This window comes from Enterococcus sp. CSURQ0835, from assembly GCF_902706605.1.
GTDB lineage: Bacteria > Bacillota > Bacilli > Lactobacillales > Enterococcaceae > Enterococcus_A.
This window is the reverse complement of the sequence record NZ_CACSLH010000001.1, coordinates 35284-52795: the sequence shown is the minus strand read 5'-3', so window position 1 is coordinate 52795 and position 17512 is coordinate 35284. Positions and strand designations below refer to the sequence as shown.

The window sequence follows — 17512 nt, the reverse complement described above, 5'->3', positions numbered from 1 at the left end:
AAACGATTTCGTTTCAAGCGGTTTTTTTACGTTTAAGCACTTTCAGGTAATTTGGGTAATTCAATGTCTTCCCCGTATTTATTTTTTAGGGCAGTGTATAGCAAGCGAAGTGCTAGTGCTTTGTTGCGAGATAAGATCGGTCCGTGGAAGTAAGAACCAAAGACGTTTTTGTAAATCACGCCTTCGCCTTCATCTTCTCCGTTGTTGCCATGTCCTTCGACGACTTTTCCAAGAGGGCGTTCACCTTCACCTAAGAAAGTTCGGCCGTTATGGTTTTCAAAGCCGTAGTAAGTTTCATCAAACTCTTCGTTGCGGATTACGATATCGCCGATGAAGCGATTGTTATCTTGGCTCAACGTGTAATGATCAAGTGCGCCGATCCCGTTGATTTTTTCACCATCGGCTCCGATGTAATAGTGACCCAAAAGTTGATAGCCACCACAAATCGCAAGCATTGCGCCACCGTTTTCGATATATTCAGTCAAGGTTTCTTTTTTAGCTTGGATGTCGTCAGAAACGATGACTTGTTCGTAATCTTGTCCGCCGCCGATGAAGACGAGATCATATTTTTTTGGATCGAAGTCTTCATGGATGCTGACGATCTCAGAATCAAGTTGGATGCCAAGTTGATTAGCGTAATATTTCAGCATCAATAAGTTCCCGTTGTCGCCGTACGTGTTCAGCAAGTTACCGTAAAGGTGCGCTAGTTTTAATTCGTATTTAGCCACGATCCATTCCTCCATCGATGTACCCTTTTTGGGCGAGTTCTTTTCGTAATTGTAAGACTGCAGTGTAAGTCGCTAAAATATAAACGTGTTCTGTCGGCAAAGTTTTGATTTGCTCGATCACATCGGTCAGACTTTCCGTTTCTGTTAAGTTTGCTTCAGGAATGCCGGCGACTTTTAAGCGTAACGCCATATCCGTGTGACGGTCACCGCCTGCGATCACAGCTGGAATATCCATGTCTGCAAACGCTTCGTGATTGCCATCCCAGATCCAGCTGACATCGATTCCATCAGCGTAGTTAGCGTTCAATAAACAAACTAAAGAAAATGGATACGGCGCAAGTCCGATCATATCGATGACTTGGTTCAAGCCGACTGGATTTTTGACTAAGACGAGGGTGCATTTTTTGCCTTCGATCTCAAAAGTCTCTTGGCGGCCAAAAACTTTTTCGTCATAGCCGAGACCTTTGCGGATCTTTTCGGGGGTCACGTTGTAATATTCTGCCACAGCGGTCGCCGCCAGTGCGTTATAAACATTATACATGCCGCCGACTTCGATTTTATATTCATTGTCGTCAATGACAAATTCAGAAGATAAGTTGTCCATTGCGACCATTTTAGTTAATTTGTAATCCAGTTCAGGTCGGGAAAAACCACAGTTAGGACAATAATATTTGCCAAGGTTGGCGTAAGTGATCATTTTATAATGTAAAATGTGTTGGCAAACCGGACACAAGACGCCATCGGTATTGTAATGGGCTTGTTGCTCTTTATCTGGCAAGTGATCAAAGCCGTAATATTTCCGCGGATTGACCGTTTCTTTTGAATTAAAAATCGGTGAATCACCGTTTGCGATGATTGGCGCGTCAGGAGATTTAGCGGCGCCTTCCAAGATCAAACGATACGTAGTGTAAATCTCGCCGTAACGATCCATTTGGTCGCGGAAAATATTCGTGAATAAAAATAATTCTGGTTTGATATATTCCGTGACTTTACTAAGACTTGCTTCGTCAATCTCTAAGACGGCAAAGTTTTGTTTTCCTTTGTGTTTAGCGCCTTGAAGGAAAGTCGAAACGATTCCTTGAGCCATATTGGCGCCAGTCGGATTGGTCAAGACGTGATCGAATTCTTGTTTTAAAATATTTACGGTCAAAGCGGTCGTCAATGTTTTTCCATTTGTTCCAGTGACGACGATCACCTTGTAATCTTTTGCTAAAGAATCTAAAATTTTGGGATCAATTTTCAAGGCTAATTGACCTGGATAACTAGACCCTCCCTTGAAGAATGTTTTTAAGACCCATTGGGCGGTCTTTCCAGCAGTGATTGCTAGATGGCTGCGTAAACCCATCAATTTTTCCTCCATGTCTACAAACAAATTTAATTCATTTTATCATATTTAAAAATAAAGAGTGAGCAGGTTTTCTTTTTCTTAACCTTTTACCCGATAATGATTTTTTCTTCGGGATACTCATATCCTAAGTCGCGGGTTTCTTTTGGTACGAAAAGCGACAGCGTATAGAGCATACCGATTCGACCGATGAACATCAACAGTGCAATCATGATCTTCCCTGTTACGGAAAGGTCCGCGGTGATGCCAAGAGACAAGCCCGTCGTTCCAAACGCTGAGGTGACTTCCACGATGATCGCGATCAAAGAATGATTTTCGGTTGCTGTTAAAAATAAAATACTGAAAAAACACATTCCAGCAGATAACATAAATACGACCACGGACTTTCGTACGTCAGCTTGCGGGATCTTGCGGCCGAAAATATTGATGTCATTTTCATTTTTCAAAAATGAATAAAGGTACAAGCCGATGATGGCGACCGTCGTTGTTCGAATCCCGCCACCGACCGAACTAGGCGAGCAGCCGATGAACATCAACAATGAAAAAATAATCAACGTGGTGCTTTGAAAATTACGTAAGTCGTGGATCTGTAAGCCGGCATTTCGAGTAGTCATAGAATAAAAAGCCGAGTTCAGCCATTGATCAAAACCGTTCATGTCTTTAAAAATGTGGTGGCGTTCTAACAGCCAAATCAAAATCGTCCCGCCAACAAATAAAATAATAAACGCGAGCAGCGCGATCTTTGAAAACAAAGTGAAACGATAAGGCAGTTTCGTTGGGGCTTTTTTATTTTGAAACCAACCATAGACATCCATCAAAACAGGGAAGCCGATGCCGCCAAGAAAAATCAAAAACATGATATTTATAATGAAGAAACTATCTTTAGAAAACGGAATGATCGAGACACCAGTTACATCAAAACCGGAGTTAGTGACGGCAGAAATCGCTTGGTAAAAACCATAAAACAATGCCCGACTGATCGAAGTGTAATAGCCATTGACTAAAAAATAAATGGCAAAGATCACGCCAAACAAAAATTCGATCACTAAAATGAAAGTGAACGTGATTTTGATCAAGCGCACGATCCCGCTGAGTCGCGGCTGATTCATATCAGTCATGATCAGCTGGCGTTGCTTCAAACTGATGCGGCGTTTGGAAACGATGAAAAAAAAGGTGCTGATCATCATGATCCCTAAGCCGCCGATGTGAAACAAAAGTTCTAACATCACGACGCCGGCATCATTAAACACTGAATTGATATTAAACGTAGTCAGCCCGGTCACAGAAATCGTGGAGATCGCCATGAAGACCATGTCGACAAATGGCACATGGGAATTTGGCTGACGAAAAAAAGGCAAATAAAAAAGTAGCAATGCTAAAACGGTCATCGCTAAATAATAAAAGACGATGATTTGGATCGAAGAAAAACGATTGTCGAACTTTTTGAGTGCGTGCTTCAAAAAATTCCAACGGCGGGAAAAATTCATACTAAACTCCTCAATACATGATACTTCTAGTATAGCATAACTGCTTTTTACAAACGGTCGTTTCATCTGGCGTAAAAAGAAAATTTTCAATCAGGTTCCAGCACTTGCGCTTGATTTTTAAAATTTTCCAACTTTAGCGAGACCGAAAAAATTATCACTGTAAAAATCAAGCAGATTCAGCTATAATACGAGAGGAACTAAGGAAAAGGTGAAAAAATGGCCCAACTTTTTTTTAAATATGGCGCAATGAACAGTGGCAAGACGATTGAGATCTTGAAAGTTGCCCATAATTATGAAGAACAAAATAAACCGGTAGTGTTGATGACGAGCGGATTAGACACGCGAGACGGCGTCGGGATGATCTCTAGTCGGATTGGATTAAAACGTGCTGCAACGCCGATTTTTGCAGAGACGAATGTCTTTGATTTGATTGCGCAGCTAAAAGACACTCCATATTGTGTTTTAGTCGATGAGGCACAGTTTTTACAAAAAAAACACGTGCTGGAGTTTGCGCGAGTCGTCGATGAGTTACATATTCCCGTGATGGCTTTTGGGTTGAAAAATGATTTTCGAAATGAATTGTTTGAAGGCTCAAAGTATTTATTGCTGTACGCGGATAAAATTGAAGAACTAAAGACGATCTGTTGGTTTTGTCACAAAAAAGCGACGATGAACTTGCATTATATCGATGGTCGGCCGGTCTATGAAGGCGATCAAGTCCAGATCGGGGGAAACGAAGCGTATTATCCTGTTTGCCGCAAACATTATTTCCATCCTGAGATCAACGAAACCAATCTGCAGTCCGAGCATTAGCTGAGCTGGGATTTGAATGAGTGAGCAGCTTTTAAATGAAGGAGGATTTTTAATTTTATGTACGATCAACTACAAGCTATTGAAGATCGCTATGAAGAATTAGGCGAGCTTTTGAGTGATCCAGAAGTCATCAACGACACGCAGCGCTTCATGGAACTATCAAAAGAAGAAGCCAATACGCGGGAAACAGTCGCGACTTATCGCCGCTATAAAAAAGTCGTGCAAGGGATCAAAGAAGCCGAAGAACTGTTGGGTGAAAATTTAGAGCCCGAGTTAGCCGAGATGGCAAAAGAAGAATTAAGCGACTTAAAAAAAGAAAAAGAAGCCTTAGAAGATGAGATCAAGATCTTATTATTACCAAAAGATCCTAATGATGATAAAAATATTATCATGGAGATCCGCGGAGCCGCTGGTGGGGATGAAGCGGCACTGTTTGCCGGTGACTTGTTCAACATGTATCAAAAATATGCGGAAGCACAAGGCTGGCGAGTCGAAGTCATGGACGCCAATGTTACGGGGATCGGTGGCTACAAAGAAGTCATTATGATGATCACTGGGGACAATGTGTATTCTAAATTGAAATACGAAAGTGGCGCACATCGTGTTCAACGGGTTCCTTCGACGGAATCACAAGGCCGCATCCACACCTCTACTGCTACGGTCGTCGTGATGCCAGAAGCCGAAGAAGTCGAGATCGATATCGCTGATAAAGATATTCGAACAGATATTTACCACGCATCTGGTGCTGGTGGTCAGCACGTCAATAAAACAGCTTCTGCGGTTCGCTTGACGCATATTCCAACCGGGATTGTAGTCGCGATGCAAGATGAACGTTCTCAAATCAAAAACCGCGAGAAAGCGATGAAAATTTTACGCGCTCGGGTCTATGACAAAATCTCACAAGAAGCTCAAAGTGAATACGATGCTAGTCGGAAGTCAGCAGTGGGCACAGGAGATCGTTCGGAACGTATCCGTACGTATAACTTCCCGCAAAATCGGGTGACGGATCATCGGATTGGTCTCACGATCCAAAAATTAGATCAAATCTTAAATGGTAAGTTAGACGAGATCATCGATGCGCTTGTCTTATACGATCAAACCCAGAAATTGGAAGAAATGCAAAATGGGTAACACTTATGTAGAAGTCCTTACGCGGGCTTCTACTTTTTTAAAAGCGCAAGGCAAAGATGAGCATGCGATTGAATATGTTTTTCGCGCGCGTAAGCAGTGGAGCAAGACGGACCTATTGTTGCATTTGCGCGAGGTGATCTCACCAGAAGATGAAGCACAGATCGCACGGGATGTAAAAGCGTTGCTGCAAAATATCCCACCGCAATATTTGACTGGCTATGAAGAATTTTACGGCCGTCGCTTTCAAGTAACAAAAGCAACCCTAATCCCGCGACCGGAAACGGAAGAGTTAGTCGACTGGTGTTTGAAAAGTGAACCGCGAGAAGCGTTAGCGGTAACTGACATCGGGACTGGAAGCGGCGCGATCGCAATCAGCTTAAAATTGGAACGACCGACTTGGCAAGTGACAGCAGTTGATATTTCAACTGCGGCTTTAGCAGTCGCTCGTGAAAACGCGCGTCATTTAAAGGCGGAAGTCGAGTTTGTCACCAGCGATGTGTTACGTCAAGTCAAGCAGCCACAAGATGTGATCATCAGTAACCCGCCTTACATCAGTTCAAGCGAATGGGCATTGATTGATCAAAGTGTTCGCGAATTTGAACCGAAGACCGCCTTGTTTGCGGAAAATAATGGACTCGCAATCTATCAACAAATCGCACTACAAAGTCAAAACTGTCTGAAACCAGCGGGGCAGATCTTTTTAGAGATCGGTTTTCAGCAAGGTCCGGCAGTCAAAGAAATTTTTCAAACCGCCTTTCCGCAAAAAAAAGTGTGCGTCAAAAAAGACTTGCTAGGGAATGATCGAATGGTGCGAGTGTTTGATTGACTCGTTGTGGACAAAAATTTTTTTAAGACCGATGAGAAATAAAAAAACAGTGTTGGAACAAGGTGTGGAACGACTGAATTAGTTATCAACAAGGTTATACACACTTGACAAATGATTTTTCCACTGGACGTGGAAAAATCAGTCTGAAAAGAATTAAGAGCAAGATTTTTAAAAAAAGGAGTTGTGGAAAAGCTGTGGAAACAAAACGATTTGAAGCGAATGATTTAAAAGCAGCCGCTACATTATTACGCCAAGGTGAACTGATTGCTTTTCCGACAGAGACCGTCTATGGACTCGGTGCTGATGCACTTTTACCAGCGTCTGTCAAGCAGGTTTTTGCGGTCAAAGGGCGGCCCAGTGACAACCCGTTGATCGTCCATGTCGCTAATTTTGAAATGGTGAAAGATTATGTGGATAAGTTTCATCCGTTAACTGAAAAAATAATTAAAAATTTCTGGCCAGGTCCACTGACTTTGATTTTTCCGATCAAAAAAAATAGTTTAGATCCAATTGTAACTGGGGGATTATCCACAGCTGCTTTTCGAATGCCAGATAATAAAATAACTTTGAAATTGATCGAGTTGACGGGTGATCCGTTAGTGGGACCCAGTGCGAATACATCGGGTAAACCAAGTCCGACTTTAGCTAAACATGTGGCCCATGACTTTAACGGAAAGATCGCCGGAATTGTCGACGATGGTGCGACTAAGATCGGGGTGGAATCGACGGTGCTTGATTTAAGCGGGGAAGTCCCTACGATTTTACGACCAGGAGCAGTGACGCAAAACGACTTGCAGACAGTCTTAGGCGTGCCGGTGGAATTAGATCGTCATTTAGTAAAAGAAAGTGAAACGCCGAAAGCTCCTGGCATGAAATATAAACATTACTCACCGGATACACCGGTTTTGATGGTGAAGCCAGCTGATTGGTCGCGCGCGATCGCGTGGGCACAACAAGAAAATAAAAAATTTGCCCTTTTAGCGGGACCGACGATCATTGAAAAATATCAAACTCAAGCTGCTGCTATCTATAAGTATCAAAATGATTCCATCGAAGCAGCGACGCACGGTTTGTTTGATGGCTTACGCGAGCTAGACGAAAAAAAAGCGGTTGCTGTCATTTTGGCCCAGACTTTCCCAGCAGATGAATTAGGCGCGGCTTATATGAATCGCTTAAAAAAAGCTGCGGCTCAAAATTATTTTACATCGAATACGTAAACAAAAGCATAAATGAAAGGTGTGATAGCATGAAAGAAATAGATACAGAATTAGCCCAAGCGATTGCAGCCGAACAAAAGCGTCAAGAAAATAATTTAGAATTGATCGCTTCTGAAAATATCGTTTCGCAAGCAGTTCGTGACGCACAAGGCAGTATCTTGACGAATAAATACGCGGAAGGCTATCCAGGTCGTCGGTATTATGGCGGCTGTGAGTTTATCGACGTCATTGAAAATTTAGCGATCGAACGCGTAAAAGCATTGTTTGGCGCCCAGTTTGCAAATGTCCAACCCCATTCAGGTTCGCAAGCTAATCAAGCGGCTTATCTGTCATTGATCGAACCAGGCGATGTCGTCTTAGGAATGGATCTAGCAGCGGGAGGCCACTTGACCCATGGCGCCAAAGTAAATTTTAGCGGAAAGACCTATCACTTTGTCAGCTATGGAGTCGATGAAAAAACGGAGCTGATCGATTACGAAGCGGTGCGTGCATTAGCCCACAAGTATCGTCCAAAATTGATCGTAGCCGGAGCCAGTGCTTATAGTCGCGTGATCGAGTTTGAAAAATTTCGCGCGATCGCCGATGAGATTGATGCGCGTTTGATGGTGGACATGGCGCACATCGCAGGATTAGTAGCCAGCGGGTTGCATCCTAATCCTGTAGCCTACGCTGACATCGTGACTTCAACGACCCATAAAACATTGCGAGGCCCACGAGGCGGATTGATCTTGACTAATGATGAAACGTTGGCCAAAAAAATCAACAGCAATGTTTTTCCCGGGATCCAAGGCGGACCGCTCGAGCATGTGATCGCGGCTAAAGCGGTTGCGTTCCAAGAAGCTGCTGCGCCAGAATTTACCCAATACAGTCAGCAAGTTTTAACAAATATGCAAGCGATGGTAGAGGTGTTTACTAAAACTCCCGAACTGCGCGTTGTTTCCGGCGGCAGCGATAATCACTTGGCGCTATTAGATGTGACTGGTTTTGATTTGTCAGGAAAAGAGGCGGAACGTATATTGGACACCGTCAACATTACTGTTAATAAAAACTCGATCCCGTTTGAAACGAAAAAGCCTAGTGAAACAAGTGGCATTCGAATCGGAACAGCTGCCATCACCAGTCGTGGGTTTACGACTGCTGACGCTAAAAAAGTTGCCGAATTGATCGTGGAGGTCCTCGGTGCTTCCAGTGATGCAAAAACGCTAGCAACAGTCAAAGGCCAAGTTGCCGAGCTGACTAGTGCACATCCGATTGATCGTTAACGCTAGTTTTCTCATCTGATATGACTTATAATCAAATAAAATACGAAAAAGGGGCAATTTTATCATGGGTAAGTTTCAAGTAATCGATCATCCACTGATCCAACACAAATTAACAATGATCCGAAGCAAAGAGACCGGGACAAAAGTTTTTCGCGAAGTCGTCAATGAGATCGCGAATTTAATGGCGTATGAAGTTTCCCGCGATATGCCGCTGGAAGACACTGAAATCGAAACGCCCGTTGCCAAGACGACGCAAAAAACGTTGTCTGGAAAAAAAGTGGCGATCGTGCCGATCTTACGAGCAGGCCTCGGGATGGTGGATGGAATTTTACATTTGATCCCAGCAGCTAAAGTCGGCCACGTCGGTTTGTATCGCGATGAAGAGACATTGAAAGCACATGAATATTTCTTTAAAATGCCAGAAGATATCGATAGCCGTCAGATTTTTGTCGTCGATCCAATGCTTGCGACAGGCGGGTCTGCCATCATGGCGATCGATTCATTGAAAAAACGCGGGGCTTCTAACATCAAATTTGTTTGTCTAGTGGCAGCACCAGAAGGCGTTAAAGCATTACAAGAAGCTCACCCAGATGTCGATATTTATACGGCGTCACTAGATGATCACTTGAATGAACAAGGTTATATCGTGCCTGGTCTAGGTGATGCGGGCGACCGTTTATTCGGGACAAAATAGTTTTTGCAGCAAGTCTAGTGAAAAAAGTCATCGAGTAACGACTTGCAATGATTTTGAGCCAAAAAAATGCTCCAGCCGAAAACGGCTGGAGCTGAATTTTTTAGTCTCGCTTGCTTTAAAGTAGGGCAAGTTTACTTGAGGGCTATTCTGCTTTTTTCAATTGTTTATAGTTAATGACGACGACACCGTTTGATTGGTTGATCAACTCTTCGTTGTCGGTCTTCTCATCAATCTCAACGACTGCCGAGTTACGCAATTGTTTTGTGATCGTGCCAGTTTGTGGTTCGCCATAAATTGTAAACATCACGTGTGTCTGAACGGGAAAACCTTTTCCAGCTTCTGAAGGGTCAATATGTGTATCGATTCTGCCAAATGTTGCCATGAATAAACTCCTCCTTTAATCTCACACTATCCATTATACCACATTTTTAGAAAATTTTCATGTAATCGTTTTGATTTAAAATTTTATCAGCAAAAGGCTTTACTTTTCCCTAAAAGTTTCTTATAATTCTTTTTGTTAGTTAAGCCAGCTTAGCTCAGTTGGTAGAGCAACGCACTCGTAACGCGTAGGTCACAGGTTCGAATCCTGCAGCTGGCATCGTGATAAGCGACAAACCTCTTTGCTTTTAGGTTTGTCGCTTTTTTTGTAGACTAAGGAATCATAAAGTTTTCACCAGTGGAACTCTTATAATCCCAAGTCTAGAAAATGTCTCGCCTCACGAACTAGCTCTTGTCGGAAATAAGGTGAAGACTCACGGCAAAAAACGCCTTGTTTCTCCACCTTATTTCTTGCGAACTGAGCGCGTTCGTTCAGCTTTTCTTGTGCCAAATCATTTTAATGATCGAAAGGAACGTTCAATGAAAAAAATTAATCAGTTACGACTGATCTTATTTAGCTATTGTCTGTTGATGCTCGTGCTTAAAACACCTTTTTCATTTATGAGTTTGAATGTTTTTTTAGCTTGGTTGCCACTGGAAGCAGGGCATTTTTTACAGCAGGCGAAGCGACCGGCTGTAAAATTTTTTTGTGCTGCGGTGTGGCTGCTCTTTTTTCCGAATATCCCTTATCTTTTGACGGACGCGATCCACTTGAAAATTTTAACGTTGTATCGTCCCGGCGGCCATTTTGAATTGCAGCCGATTCAATGGAGTTTTTTTGCGCTATTGATCGTCCCAATCGTTTGTTTAGTCGGATTGGGGATGAAACAAGTTTTCATGATTATTTCGCGATTTAAAGTGGACAAACTTTGGCAAAAATGGCTATTATTGATAGTGATTGCTGTTTTATCTTCACTGGCGATTTTTATCGGCCGTTTTGATCGGATCCATTCGATCGAATTGGTGTTGCGACCGATTCATACGTTGCGGCTGCTGCTAGGTAATTGGTCTCAAGCTAAGTTGCTATTTGTTGGCTTGTTTACTGGTTTGCAGTTGTCCATTTGGAAAATTTTGGAGTTTGAAGGAGAGGTGTAGTATGGAATTTCGTTCAATCACACCGCAAGATTATAAAGCTGTGCGTGATTTGATCCAAGCAGCTTTTTTAGCTGAGCCCCATAGTGATCAGACCGAAGCTGCCTTAGTAGAAAAGTTGCGTCAACAGTCTAGCTACTTAGTTGAGTTTGAAGTGGTGGCTGAAGAAGATGGAGAGATCAAAGGATACGGTTTGTTAAGTGAGCTATCTTTGAAGACGCCGTTTGAAGAAAAAAAAGTGTTAGGCTTAGCACCGCTTGCAGTGCAGCCGTTGCAACAAAATAAAGGGATCGGTCGAGACTTGGTCGCATTTTTAGAAAAACGAGCCATGGGAGCAGGATACCCCGCGATTTTTATTTTAGGCGATCCGGCTTACTATCGTCAGTTAGGCTATCGACCAGCTAGTGAGTTTGAGATCACGCCCGCATTGGAAGTCCCAGCTGAAAATTATTTAGTCAAAGAACTCGGCCGAGCTAAATTAGCGGATTGCGCAGGCAAAGTTTATTATCCGGCTGTTTTTTCCGAAGACTAAATTTTTTTCAAATCAGCAGGCTTCTGCTTGGTTTTCAAGGTCAAAAGTGCTTATAATTATTTTTGAACGGGACAGCTGATTCGTTGGTCCAGCTTTTAAATAGCTCGTTGACGAGTTTGCTGATGATACGTTAAAAAGCACGGCTTACTGTTGGAAGAGAGATGAGAGATGAAAAAATTAAAAGAAAAAAATGATAACCGGATCGATTATGGTATTATTTTACCTGTTTTTTTGCTGTGTCTGATCGGGCTATTGTCACTGTATGTGGCGTTGAGTCATGATCCGCGTGATCCAAATGTGACTCGTGCGATTATCATGCAAAGTTTGTGGTATATCGTCGGAACGGTGGCGGTGGTGGTCGTGATTCATTTAGATGCGAAGATGTTGTGGCGGCTGACACCAGTTTTATATGTGATCGGTTTGCTTGTGATGCTGGCGCTATTAAAATTTTATGATCCGCAACTAGCTGCTTCGACCGGTTCAAAAAACTGGTTTAAGATCGGCTCGCTGACCTTCCAGCCGTCAGAACTGATGAAGATCGCCTACATCTTGATGATGGCGATGGTGATCACCAATCACAATGTCGCCTACAAAGTGCGGACGATCAAAACCGATTTTCGTTTGATTGGCAAGATGGTCTTAACGACATTGCCAGTGTTGCTGTTAGTGATGGCCCAAGATGACTTTGGGACGATGCTCGTGTTCTTAGCAATCTTTGGCGGCTTGTTTTTGATCTCTGGGATCTCATGGCGCATCGTGATTCCGGTGATCGCTTTTGCAGTCGTCTTTGGTGGCGGTGTTTTATTTTTAGTCACCACCGACTTTGGCCGCAATATTTTATCCCATGTTGGCTTTAAAAGTTACCAGTTTTCACGAATCGATTCATGGCTCGATCCATTCCACGATCCGCAAGGCAAAAGTTTTCAATTAGCCCATGCATTGATGGCGATCGGTTCAGGCGGTGTGACCGGGACTGGTTATAACGTCAGTCACGTCTACGTGCCGGTGCGTGAATCCGATATGATCTTTAGTGTAGTCGGCGAAAATTTTGGTTTTCTCGGTGGCGCATTTTTGATTTTGATCTATTTGCTTTTGATCTATCGTATGATCAAAGTCTGCTTTGCCATGAATAATGAATTTTATGCGTACATTGCAACTGGGATCATTATGATGCTGTTGTTCCACGTGTTAGAAAATATTGGTGCCAATATCGGTCTTTTGCCGCTGACCGGAATCCCGTTACCTTTTGTGAGTCAAGGCGGGTCCTCGATCGTCGGTAATATGATCGGGATCGGGCTGATTTTATCCATGAGTTACCAAAGTGCGAAACATAAACCGACTAGCAGGAGTGATCGTTATGTATAAATTATATTGGTATCCTCGTTGAACTAGTTGTAAAAAGGCCAAGGCTTGGCTTGATGAACAACAAATTAAAGTTAAGACGATCGATTTGATCAAAGACACGCCAGATGCGGCTCTGTTTGAACAATGGTTGACGGAAAGTGGCTTGCCATTAAAACGGTTTTTTAACACGAGTGGGATCAAATACCGTGAGCAAGACTTAAAAGAGCAAGTCGATCAGTTTACGATCTCAGAAGCTGCTCGGGTCTTAGCAAGTGATGGGATGCTCGTGAAGCGCCCGATCTTAACAAGAGATGATCATTTTTTAATCAATGGGTTCAAAGCAGAAAAATATGAAGAGGTGCTTTAAATGAAAAAAGAAAAAGATGGACTATGGCTTGAACAAGCTGGTGAACAAATCGTACTTGGTTTGACAAAAGCCAAACAAGAAGAGCTAGGAGAAGTCAATTTTGTTTCGTTGCCAAAAGTTGATGATACGATTACAGCAGGCCAGCCGCTCGTTGAAGTGGAAGCGGAAAAAGCAGTCAGTGAATTCAAAAGCCCGATCAGTGGAAAAGTTGCGTCCGTGAATAATGCGGCGATCACAGATCCGAAAGTTTTGAACGCAGAAGATCCAAAAATTAGCTGGATCGTTGCTTTGACAGATGTTTCCAACGCTGAGTTTGAAAAATTGTAAGAAAATTTCCAAAAAAGATTTGACAGGTTCGACCGTCGTTGCTATAATTCTGTCATACTAAAAAGCAGAGAAAAGAAGAGTACATTTGATCACTGTTTGAAGAGAGCTCCGGCAAGCTGAGAAGGAGTAACAACGATGAGATGGAAGATGGTCTTTGAGCAGAGTTGACGAGCGTTGGTAAGTCAGCTACGGGCGTGCCCGTTACAGCACCGCAGTATTCGAGTTCACTCACGTACTGCTAGAGGTCATTGTTGCGAGATAATGATAAAACTAGGTGGTAACACGGAAGACAAAACTTTCGTCCTAAATATACGAATCGTATGTTTAAGGCGAAAGTTTTTTTATTGTCAGCTAATCGTTAGTTTAGTCTGATAAAAGCAAGCGCCTGAACTACGAACTGAATCAAAGGAGCGAGTGAAATGGCAATCATTGAATTACGCCAAGTGGAAAAAGCTTTTCCCGGAAAAAAAGGGACGATCCACGCTGTCAATGGAATTGATTTGACGGTGGAAAAACAAGATGTGTACGGAATCGTCGGGTATTCCGGTGCGGGAAAAAGTACGTTAGTCCGCTTGTTGAATGGCCTAGAGACACCCACAAGTGGCGTGATCGATATTAAAGGTCAAGACGTAACAAAATTAGCTGGCAAACAGCTACGTGATTTTCGGAAAAAAGTCGGGATGATCTTCCAACATTTTAATTTATTATGGTCCCGCACCGTAGTAGAAAATATTGAGCTACCATTAGAATTGGCTGGAGTGGAAAAAAATAAACGCCGTGAAAAAGCCACGCAATTATTAAAGTTAGTTGGGTTGGATGGTCGCGGCGATGCGTACCCTAACCAGTTGTCAGGCGGACAAAAGCAACGAGTCGGGATCGCTCGCGCCTTAGCTAATGATCCAGATATTTTATTGTGTGATGAAGCAACGAGTGCGTTAGATCCGCAAACAACAGAAGAAGTGTTGGAGCTGTTGGCTGATATCAATCAAAAGCTAGGCTTGACGATCGTCCTCATCACCCACGAGATGAATGTCATCCGTAAGATCTGTAACAAAGTCGCGGTGATGGAGACTGGCAAGATCGTAGAAGAAGGCCTAGTAAGTGAAGTCTTCCGTAACCCGCAACAAGAAGTTACGAAAATTTTCGTTCAACAGGATCTAGAGCCAAAACAAAACGCTGCAGATCTTTTAGCGGAGTTTGTCAAAGAAAATCCTAATGGCGATCTAGTAACGCTGAATTTCTTAAAAGTAAATGCAGGTGAGCCAGTGATCTCACAAGCGATCCGAAAATTTGATGTCGATATCAGTGTTGTGTACGGCAACATGCAACGTGCCGGGGGTAATTCGATCGGGACATTGACGATCCAATTGATCGGGGAAAAAGCTGCAGTCGACCAAGCGATCGAATTTTTCAAAACCCAAGAAGTCGGAGTGGAGGTGTTGCATCGTGGAAAATAGTATTCGTGATACGTATTTCAATTTTTCGCAAGTCGATCCGACGACATTGAAACAAGCAATCAATGATACGTTGTTCATGACGCTTGTCTCGATGGTTTTAGTTTTTGTGATTGGACTCGTGTTAGGCTTAGCACTTTATTCATTAAGTCGCAACCACTCAGGAGCTCGCAGTATCTTGTATGGGATTGTTTCAGTCATCAGCAATATTTTTCGTTCGACGCCATTCATGATTTTGATGGTGCTGATCATTCCCTTTACGAAAACTTTAGTTGGTACGATGTTAGGAGCAAAAGCCGCCGTACCTGCACTCGTCTTATCAGCGGCACCGTTTTACGCTCGGATGGTCGAGATCGCGTTTCGCGAAGTCGATAGCGGTGTTTTAGAAGCGGCCGATGCGATGGGCGCTAGCTATTGGCAAGTGATCTACAAAGTGTTAGTGCCAGAAAGTTTACCGGCTTTGATCTCAGGCCTTACGGTAACCAGTGTTTCGATGATCGGTTTTACCGCAATGGCTGGGGCGATCGGTGCTGGCGGACTTGGGGCATTAGCTTGGCAAGAAGGGTATCAACGGGGCAACTATACGGTAACGTTAGTAGCCACGATCATCATATTGATCATTGTTTTCATCGTGCAAGGGATCGGGGATTTCTTGACGAAGAGAACCGATAAAAGATAAAAATAGTTTGGGAGGAAAGTAAGTATGAAAAAGAAAATTTTAGGATTAGCAGCCGTCGCATTTTTAGCAGTTGGTTTGTCAGCGTGTGGTTCAAGTGATAAAGGGAGCAGCAGTTCTTCTTCCAGTTCGAAAAGCGAGACATTGAAAGTCGCGGCTTCACCTACTCCGCATGCGGAAATTTTGGAACATGTGAAACCATTATTGAAAAAAGAAGGTGTCAACCTTGAGATCGTGAAGATGGATGATTATGTGCTACCGAATAAATCACTCGCTTCAAAAGATGTCGATGCCAATTATTTCCAACACATTCCATTTTTTGATAAAGCCGTCAAAGAAAATAATTACAAATTCACCAATGCAGGCGCCGTTCACATCGAACCGATGGGCTTGTACTCTAAAAAAATCAAAAATATCAAAGATTTAAAAGATGGTTCAACGATCATCACGTCAAATTCTGAATCTGACTGGGGTCGAATCATTACGATCTTAAAAGATGCTGGATTAGTAAAAGTTAAAGATGGCGTGGATATCGAAACTGCTACATTTGATGACATTTCAGAAAATCCGAAAAACTTGAAATTCAAACACGATATCGATCCTGCAATGTTAGCAACTGCTTATAAAAATGATGAAGGCGATCTGGTAGCGATCAATGCAAACTTTGCTTACGGTGAAGGCTTGAATCCAACTAAAGATGCTTTATTGTTAGAAAAAGATAATTCACCATATGCCAACATCGTAGCCGTTCGGACGGAAGATAAAAACGATCCTCGCATTAAAAAATTGATCAAAGTCTTACACGAAAAAGATGTGCAAGACTGGATCTTGAAAAAATGGGACGGCTCGGTTAAACCAGTTGCAGCAGACGCTAAATAATGAACTAACAAAAATACCTGAAACTGTTCAAAAAGTTTCAGGTATTTTTTTGCTGTTGATAAGATTGTAATTATTCTAAATAAATGTTACTTTTATGTAAGAAATTTAGTGAATCCGTTTGCTTATCATTCTCAATTAGTCTAAAATATGTGAGAACAGAAAATTATTTTTTTGGAGGGAATTTCATGTCAGTATTAGAAGTCAAAGACCTACATGTAGCCATTGAAGATAAAGAAATTTTAAAAGGCGTCAACTTAAAAATGAAGACCGGCGAGATCCACGCCATCATGGGGCCAAATGGAACTGGGAAATCAACTTTATCGGCCGCGATCATGGGAAATCCCAATTATGAAATCACACAAGGTGAGATCACCTTTGACGGAAAAAACATTTTAGATTTGGAAGTCGACGAACGGGCACGGCTAGGTCTATTTTTAGCGATGCAATACCCAAGTGAAATTCCCGGCATCACCAACGCTGAATTTATGCGGGCTGCAATCAATGCGCGCCGCAGTGAAGACGATAAATTATCCGTCATGCAATTTTTGAAAAAACTAGATAAAAAGATGGAATTGTTAAACATGCCAGAAGAAATGGCTGAACGTTATTTGAATGAAGGCTTTTCCGGTGGCGAGAAAAAACGCAATGAAATCTTGCAACTGTTGATGATCGAACCAAGTTTTGCGATCTTAGACGAGATCGATTCCGGTCTTGATATCGATGCGCTGAAAGTCGTAGCAAAAGGGATCAATGCGATGCGGGGCGAAAATTTTGGGGCGATGATCATCACTCACTACCAACGTTTGTTAAATTATATCGTGCCGGATGTCGTTCATATCATGATGGATGGCAAGATCGTCTTGACAGGAGATGCTGATTTAGCGAAACGCTTGGAAGCAGAAGGCTATGCTGGCATCAGCGAAGAACTTGGTATCGACTATAAAGAAGAAGTTTAGGAGG

19 protein-coding genes, 1 tRNA gene and 1 other annotated feature are annotated in these 17512 nt (G+C 42.7%); of the genes, 16 read left to right on the top strand and 4 right to left on the bottom strand.

Going from position 1 to position 17512, the window contains the following annotated elements:
* Window positions 1–32 precede the first annotated feature (32 nt).
* The 3 genes from GVJ38_RS00265 to GVJ38_RS00255 form a co-directional block, all read right to left on the bottom strand.
* On the bottom strand, window positions 33–728 hold the full coding sequence (locus GVJ38_RS00265) for a type 1 glutamine amidotransferase (protein WP_159721369.1): 696 nt from the start codon (window positions 726–728) through the stop codon (window positions 33–35).
* Entirely contained in the window at window positions 721–2073 is a 1353-nt protein-coding gene (locus tag GVJ38_RS00260) for a Mur ligase family protein (RefSeq protein WP_159721163.1), read from the bottom strand. The genes GVJ38_RS00265 and GVJ38_RS00260 overlap by 8 nt, the downstream gene beginning before the upstream one ends.
* Before the next feature lie 89 nt (window positions 2074–2162).
* Complete coding sequence (locus GVJ38_RS00255; protein ID WP_159721162.1) at window positions 2163–3560, bottom strand: TrkH family potassium uptake protein; 1398 nt, start codon at window positions 3558–3560, stop codon at window positions 2163–2165.
* A gap of 216 nt (window positions 3561–3776) precedes the next feature.
* On the opposite strand from GVJ38_RS00255, the gene GVJ38_RS00250 reads away from it, so the two are divergent.
* The 6 genes from GVJ38_RS00250 to upp all read left to right on the top strand — a co-directional run bounded on the left by GVJ38_RS00250 (window position 3777) and on the right by upp (window position 9503).
* Window positions 3777–4373, top strand: coding sequence for a thymidine kinase (locus GVJ38_RS00250; RefSeq protein ID WP_159721161.1), 597 nt, complete (start codon window positions 3777–3779; stop codon window positions 4371–4373).
* A 57-nt stretch (window positions 4374–4430) separates the two neighbouring features.
* Window positions 4431–5504, top strand: coding sequence for a peptide chain release factor 1 (prfA, locus tag GVJ38_RS00245; RefSeq protein WP_159721160.1), 1074 nt, complete (start codon window positions 4431–4433; stop codon window positions 5502–5504).
* A complete protein-coding gene (gene prmC / locus GVJ38_RS00240; protein WP_159721159.1) occupies window positions 5497–6330 on the top strand; it encodes a peptide chain release factor N(5)-glutamine methyltransferase in 834 nt (277 codons plus the stop codon). The genes prfA and prmC overlap by 8 nt, the downstream gene beginning before the upstream one ends.
* Window positions 6331–6524: 194 nt before the next feature.
* Complete coding sequence (locus GVJ38_RS00235) at window positions 6525–7547, top strand: L-threonylcarbamoyladenylate synthase (RefSeq protein WP_159721158.1); 1023 nt, start codon at window positions 6525–6527, stop codon at window positions 7545–7547.
* Between the two features lie 29 nt (window positions 7548–7576).
* A complete protein-coding gene (glyA, locus tag GVJ38_RS00230) occupies window positions 7577–8809 on the top strand; it encodes a serine hydroxymethyltransferase (protein ID WP_159721157.1) in 1233 nt (410 codons plus the stop codon).
* A gap of 64 nt (window positions 8810–8873) precedes the next feature.
* Window positions 8874–9503, top strand: a complete 630-nt coding sequence (gene upp, locus GVJ38_RS00225; RefSeq protein WP_159721156.1) for a uracil phosphoribosyltransferase — start codon at window positions 8874–8876, stop codon at window positions 9501–9503.
* A 142-nt stretch (window positions 9504–9645) separates the two neighbouring features.
* Here the strand turns inward: upp and GVJ38_RS00220 are convergent, their stop codons facing one another.
* Complete coding sequence (locus tag GVJ38_RS00220; RefSeq protein WP_159721155.1) at window positions 9646–9885, bottom strand: hypothetical protein; 240 nt, start codon at window positions 9883–9885, stop codon at window positions 9646–9648.
* A 143-nt stretch (window positions 9886–10028) separates the two neighbouring features.
* Between GVJ38_RS00220 and GVJ38_RS00215 the strand changes: the two genes are divergently transcribed.
* The 10 genes from GVJ38_RS00215 to sufC all read left to right on the top strand — a co-directional run bounded on the left by GVJ38_RS00215 (window position 10029) and on the right by sufC (window position 17508).
* A tRNA-Thr gene (locus GVJ38_RS00215) sits at window positions 10029–10101 on the top strand.
* 260 nt (window positions 10102–10361) lie between these two features.
* Entirely contained in the window at window positions 10362–10976 is a 615-nt protein-coding gene (locus tag GVJ38_RS00210) for a DUF1361 domain-containing protein (RefSeq protein WP_159721154.1), read from the top strand.
* 1 nt (window position 10977) lies between these two features.
* Window positions 10978–11505: a GNAT family N-acetyltransferase gene (locus GVJ38_RS00205; RefSeq protein ID WP_159721153.1), complete on the top strand. Its 528-nt coding sequence runs from the start codon at window positions 10978–10980 to the stop codon at window positions 11503–11505.
* Window positions 11506–11673: 168 nt separating this feature from the next.
* The gene (locus tag GVJ38_RS00200; RefSeq protein WP_159721152.1) at window positions 11674–12870 is read left to right on the top strand and encodes an FtsW/RodA/SpoVE family cell cycle protein; all 1197 of its coding nucleotides are present in this window, start codon (window positions 11674–11676) and stop codon (window positions 12868–12870) included.
* Window positions 12863–13216, top strand: coding sequence for an arsenate reductase family protein (locus GVJ38_RS00195; RefSeq protein ID WP_159721151.1), 354 nt, complete (start codon window positions 12863–12865; stop codon window positions 13214–13216). The genes GVJ38_RS00200 and GVJ38_RS00195 overlap by 8 nt, the downstream gene beginning before the upstream one ends.
* Window positions 13217–13543 (top strand): glycine cleavage system protein H, encoded by a 327-nt coding sequence (locus GVJ38_RS00190; RefSeq protein WP_159721150.1) that lies wholly within the window; start codon window positions 13217–13219, stop codon window positions 13541–13543.
* Window positions 13544–13601: 58 nt separating this feature from the next.
* Window positions 13602–13852: a binding site (T-box leader), on the top strand.
* A 110-nt stretch (window positions 13853–13962) separates the two neighbouring features.
* Window positions 13963–15000, top strand: coding sequence for a methionine ABC transporter ATP-binding protein (locus GVJ38_RS00185; protein ID WP_159721149.1), 1038 nt, complete (start codon window positions 13963–13965; stop codon window positions 14998–15000).
* On the top strand, window positions 14990–15676 hold the full coding sequence (locus GVJ38_RS00180; RefSeq protein ID WP_159721148.1) for a methionine ABC transporter permease: 687 nt from the start codon (window positions 14990–14992) through the stop codon (window positions 15674–15676). Before GVJ38_RS00185 ends, GVJ38_RS00180 begins: the two co-directional genes overlap by 11 nt.
* 24 nt (window positions 15677–15700) lie before the next feature.
* Window positions 15701–16552: a MetQ/NlpA family ABC transporter substrate-binding protein gene (locus GVJ38_RS00175; protein WP_159721147.1), complete on the top strand. Its 852-nt coding sequence runs from the start codon at window positions 15701–15703 to the stop codon at window positions 16550–16552.
* A gap of 185 nt (window positions 16553–16737) precedes the next feature.
* A complete protein-coding gene (gene sufC, locus GVJ38_RS00170; RefSeq protein WP_159721146.1) occupies window positions 16738–17508 on the top strand; it encodes a Fe-S cluster assembly ATPase SufC in 771 nt (256 codons plus the stop codon).
* The last annotated feature ends 4 nt before the right edge of the window (window positions 17509–17512 follow it).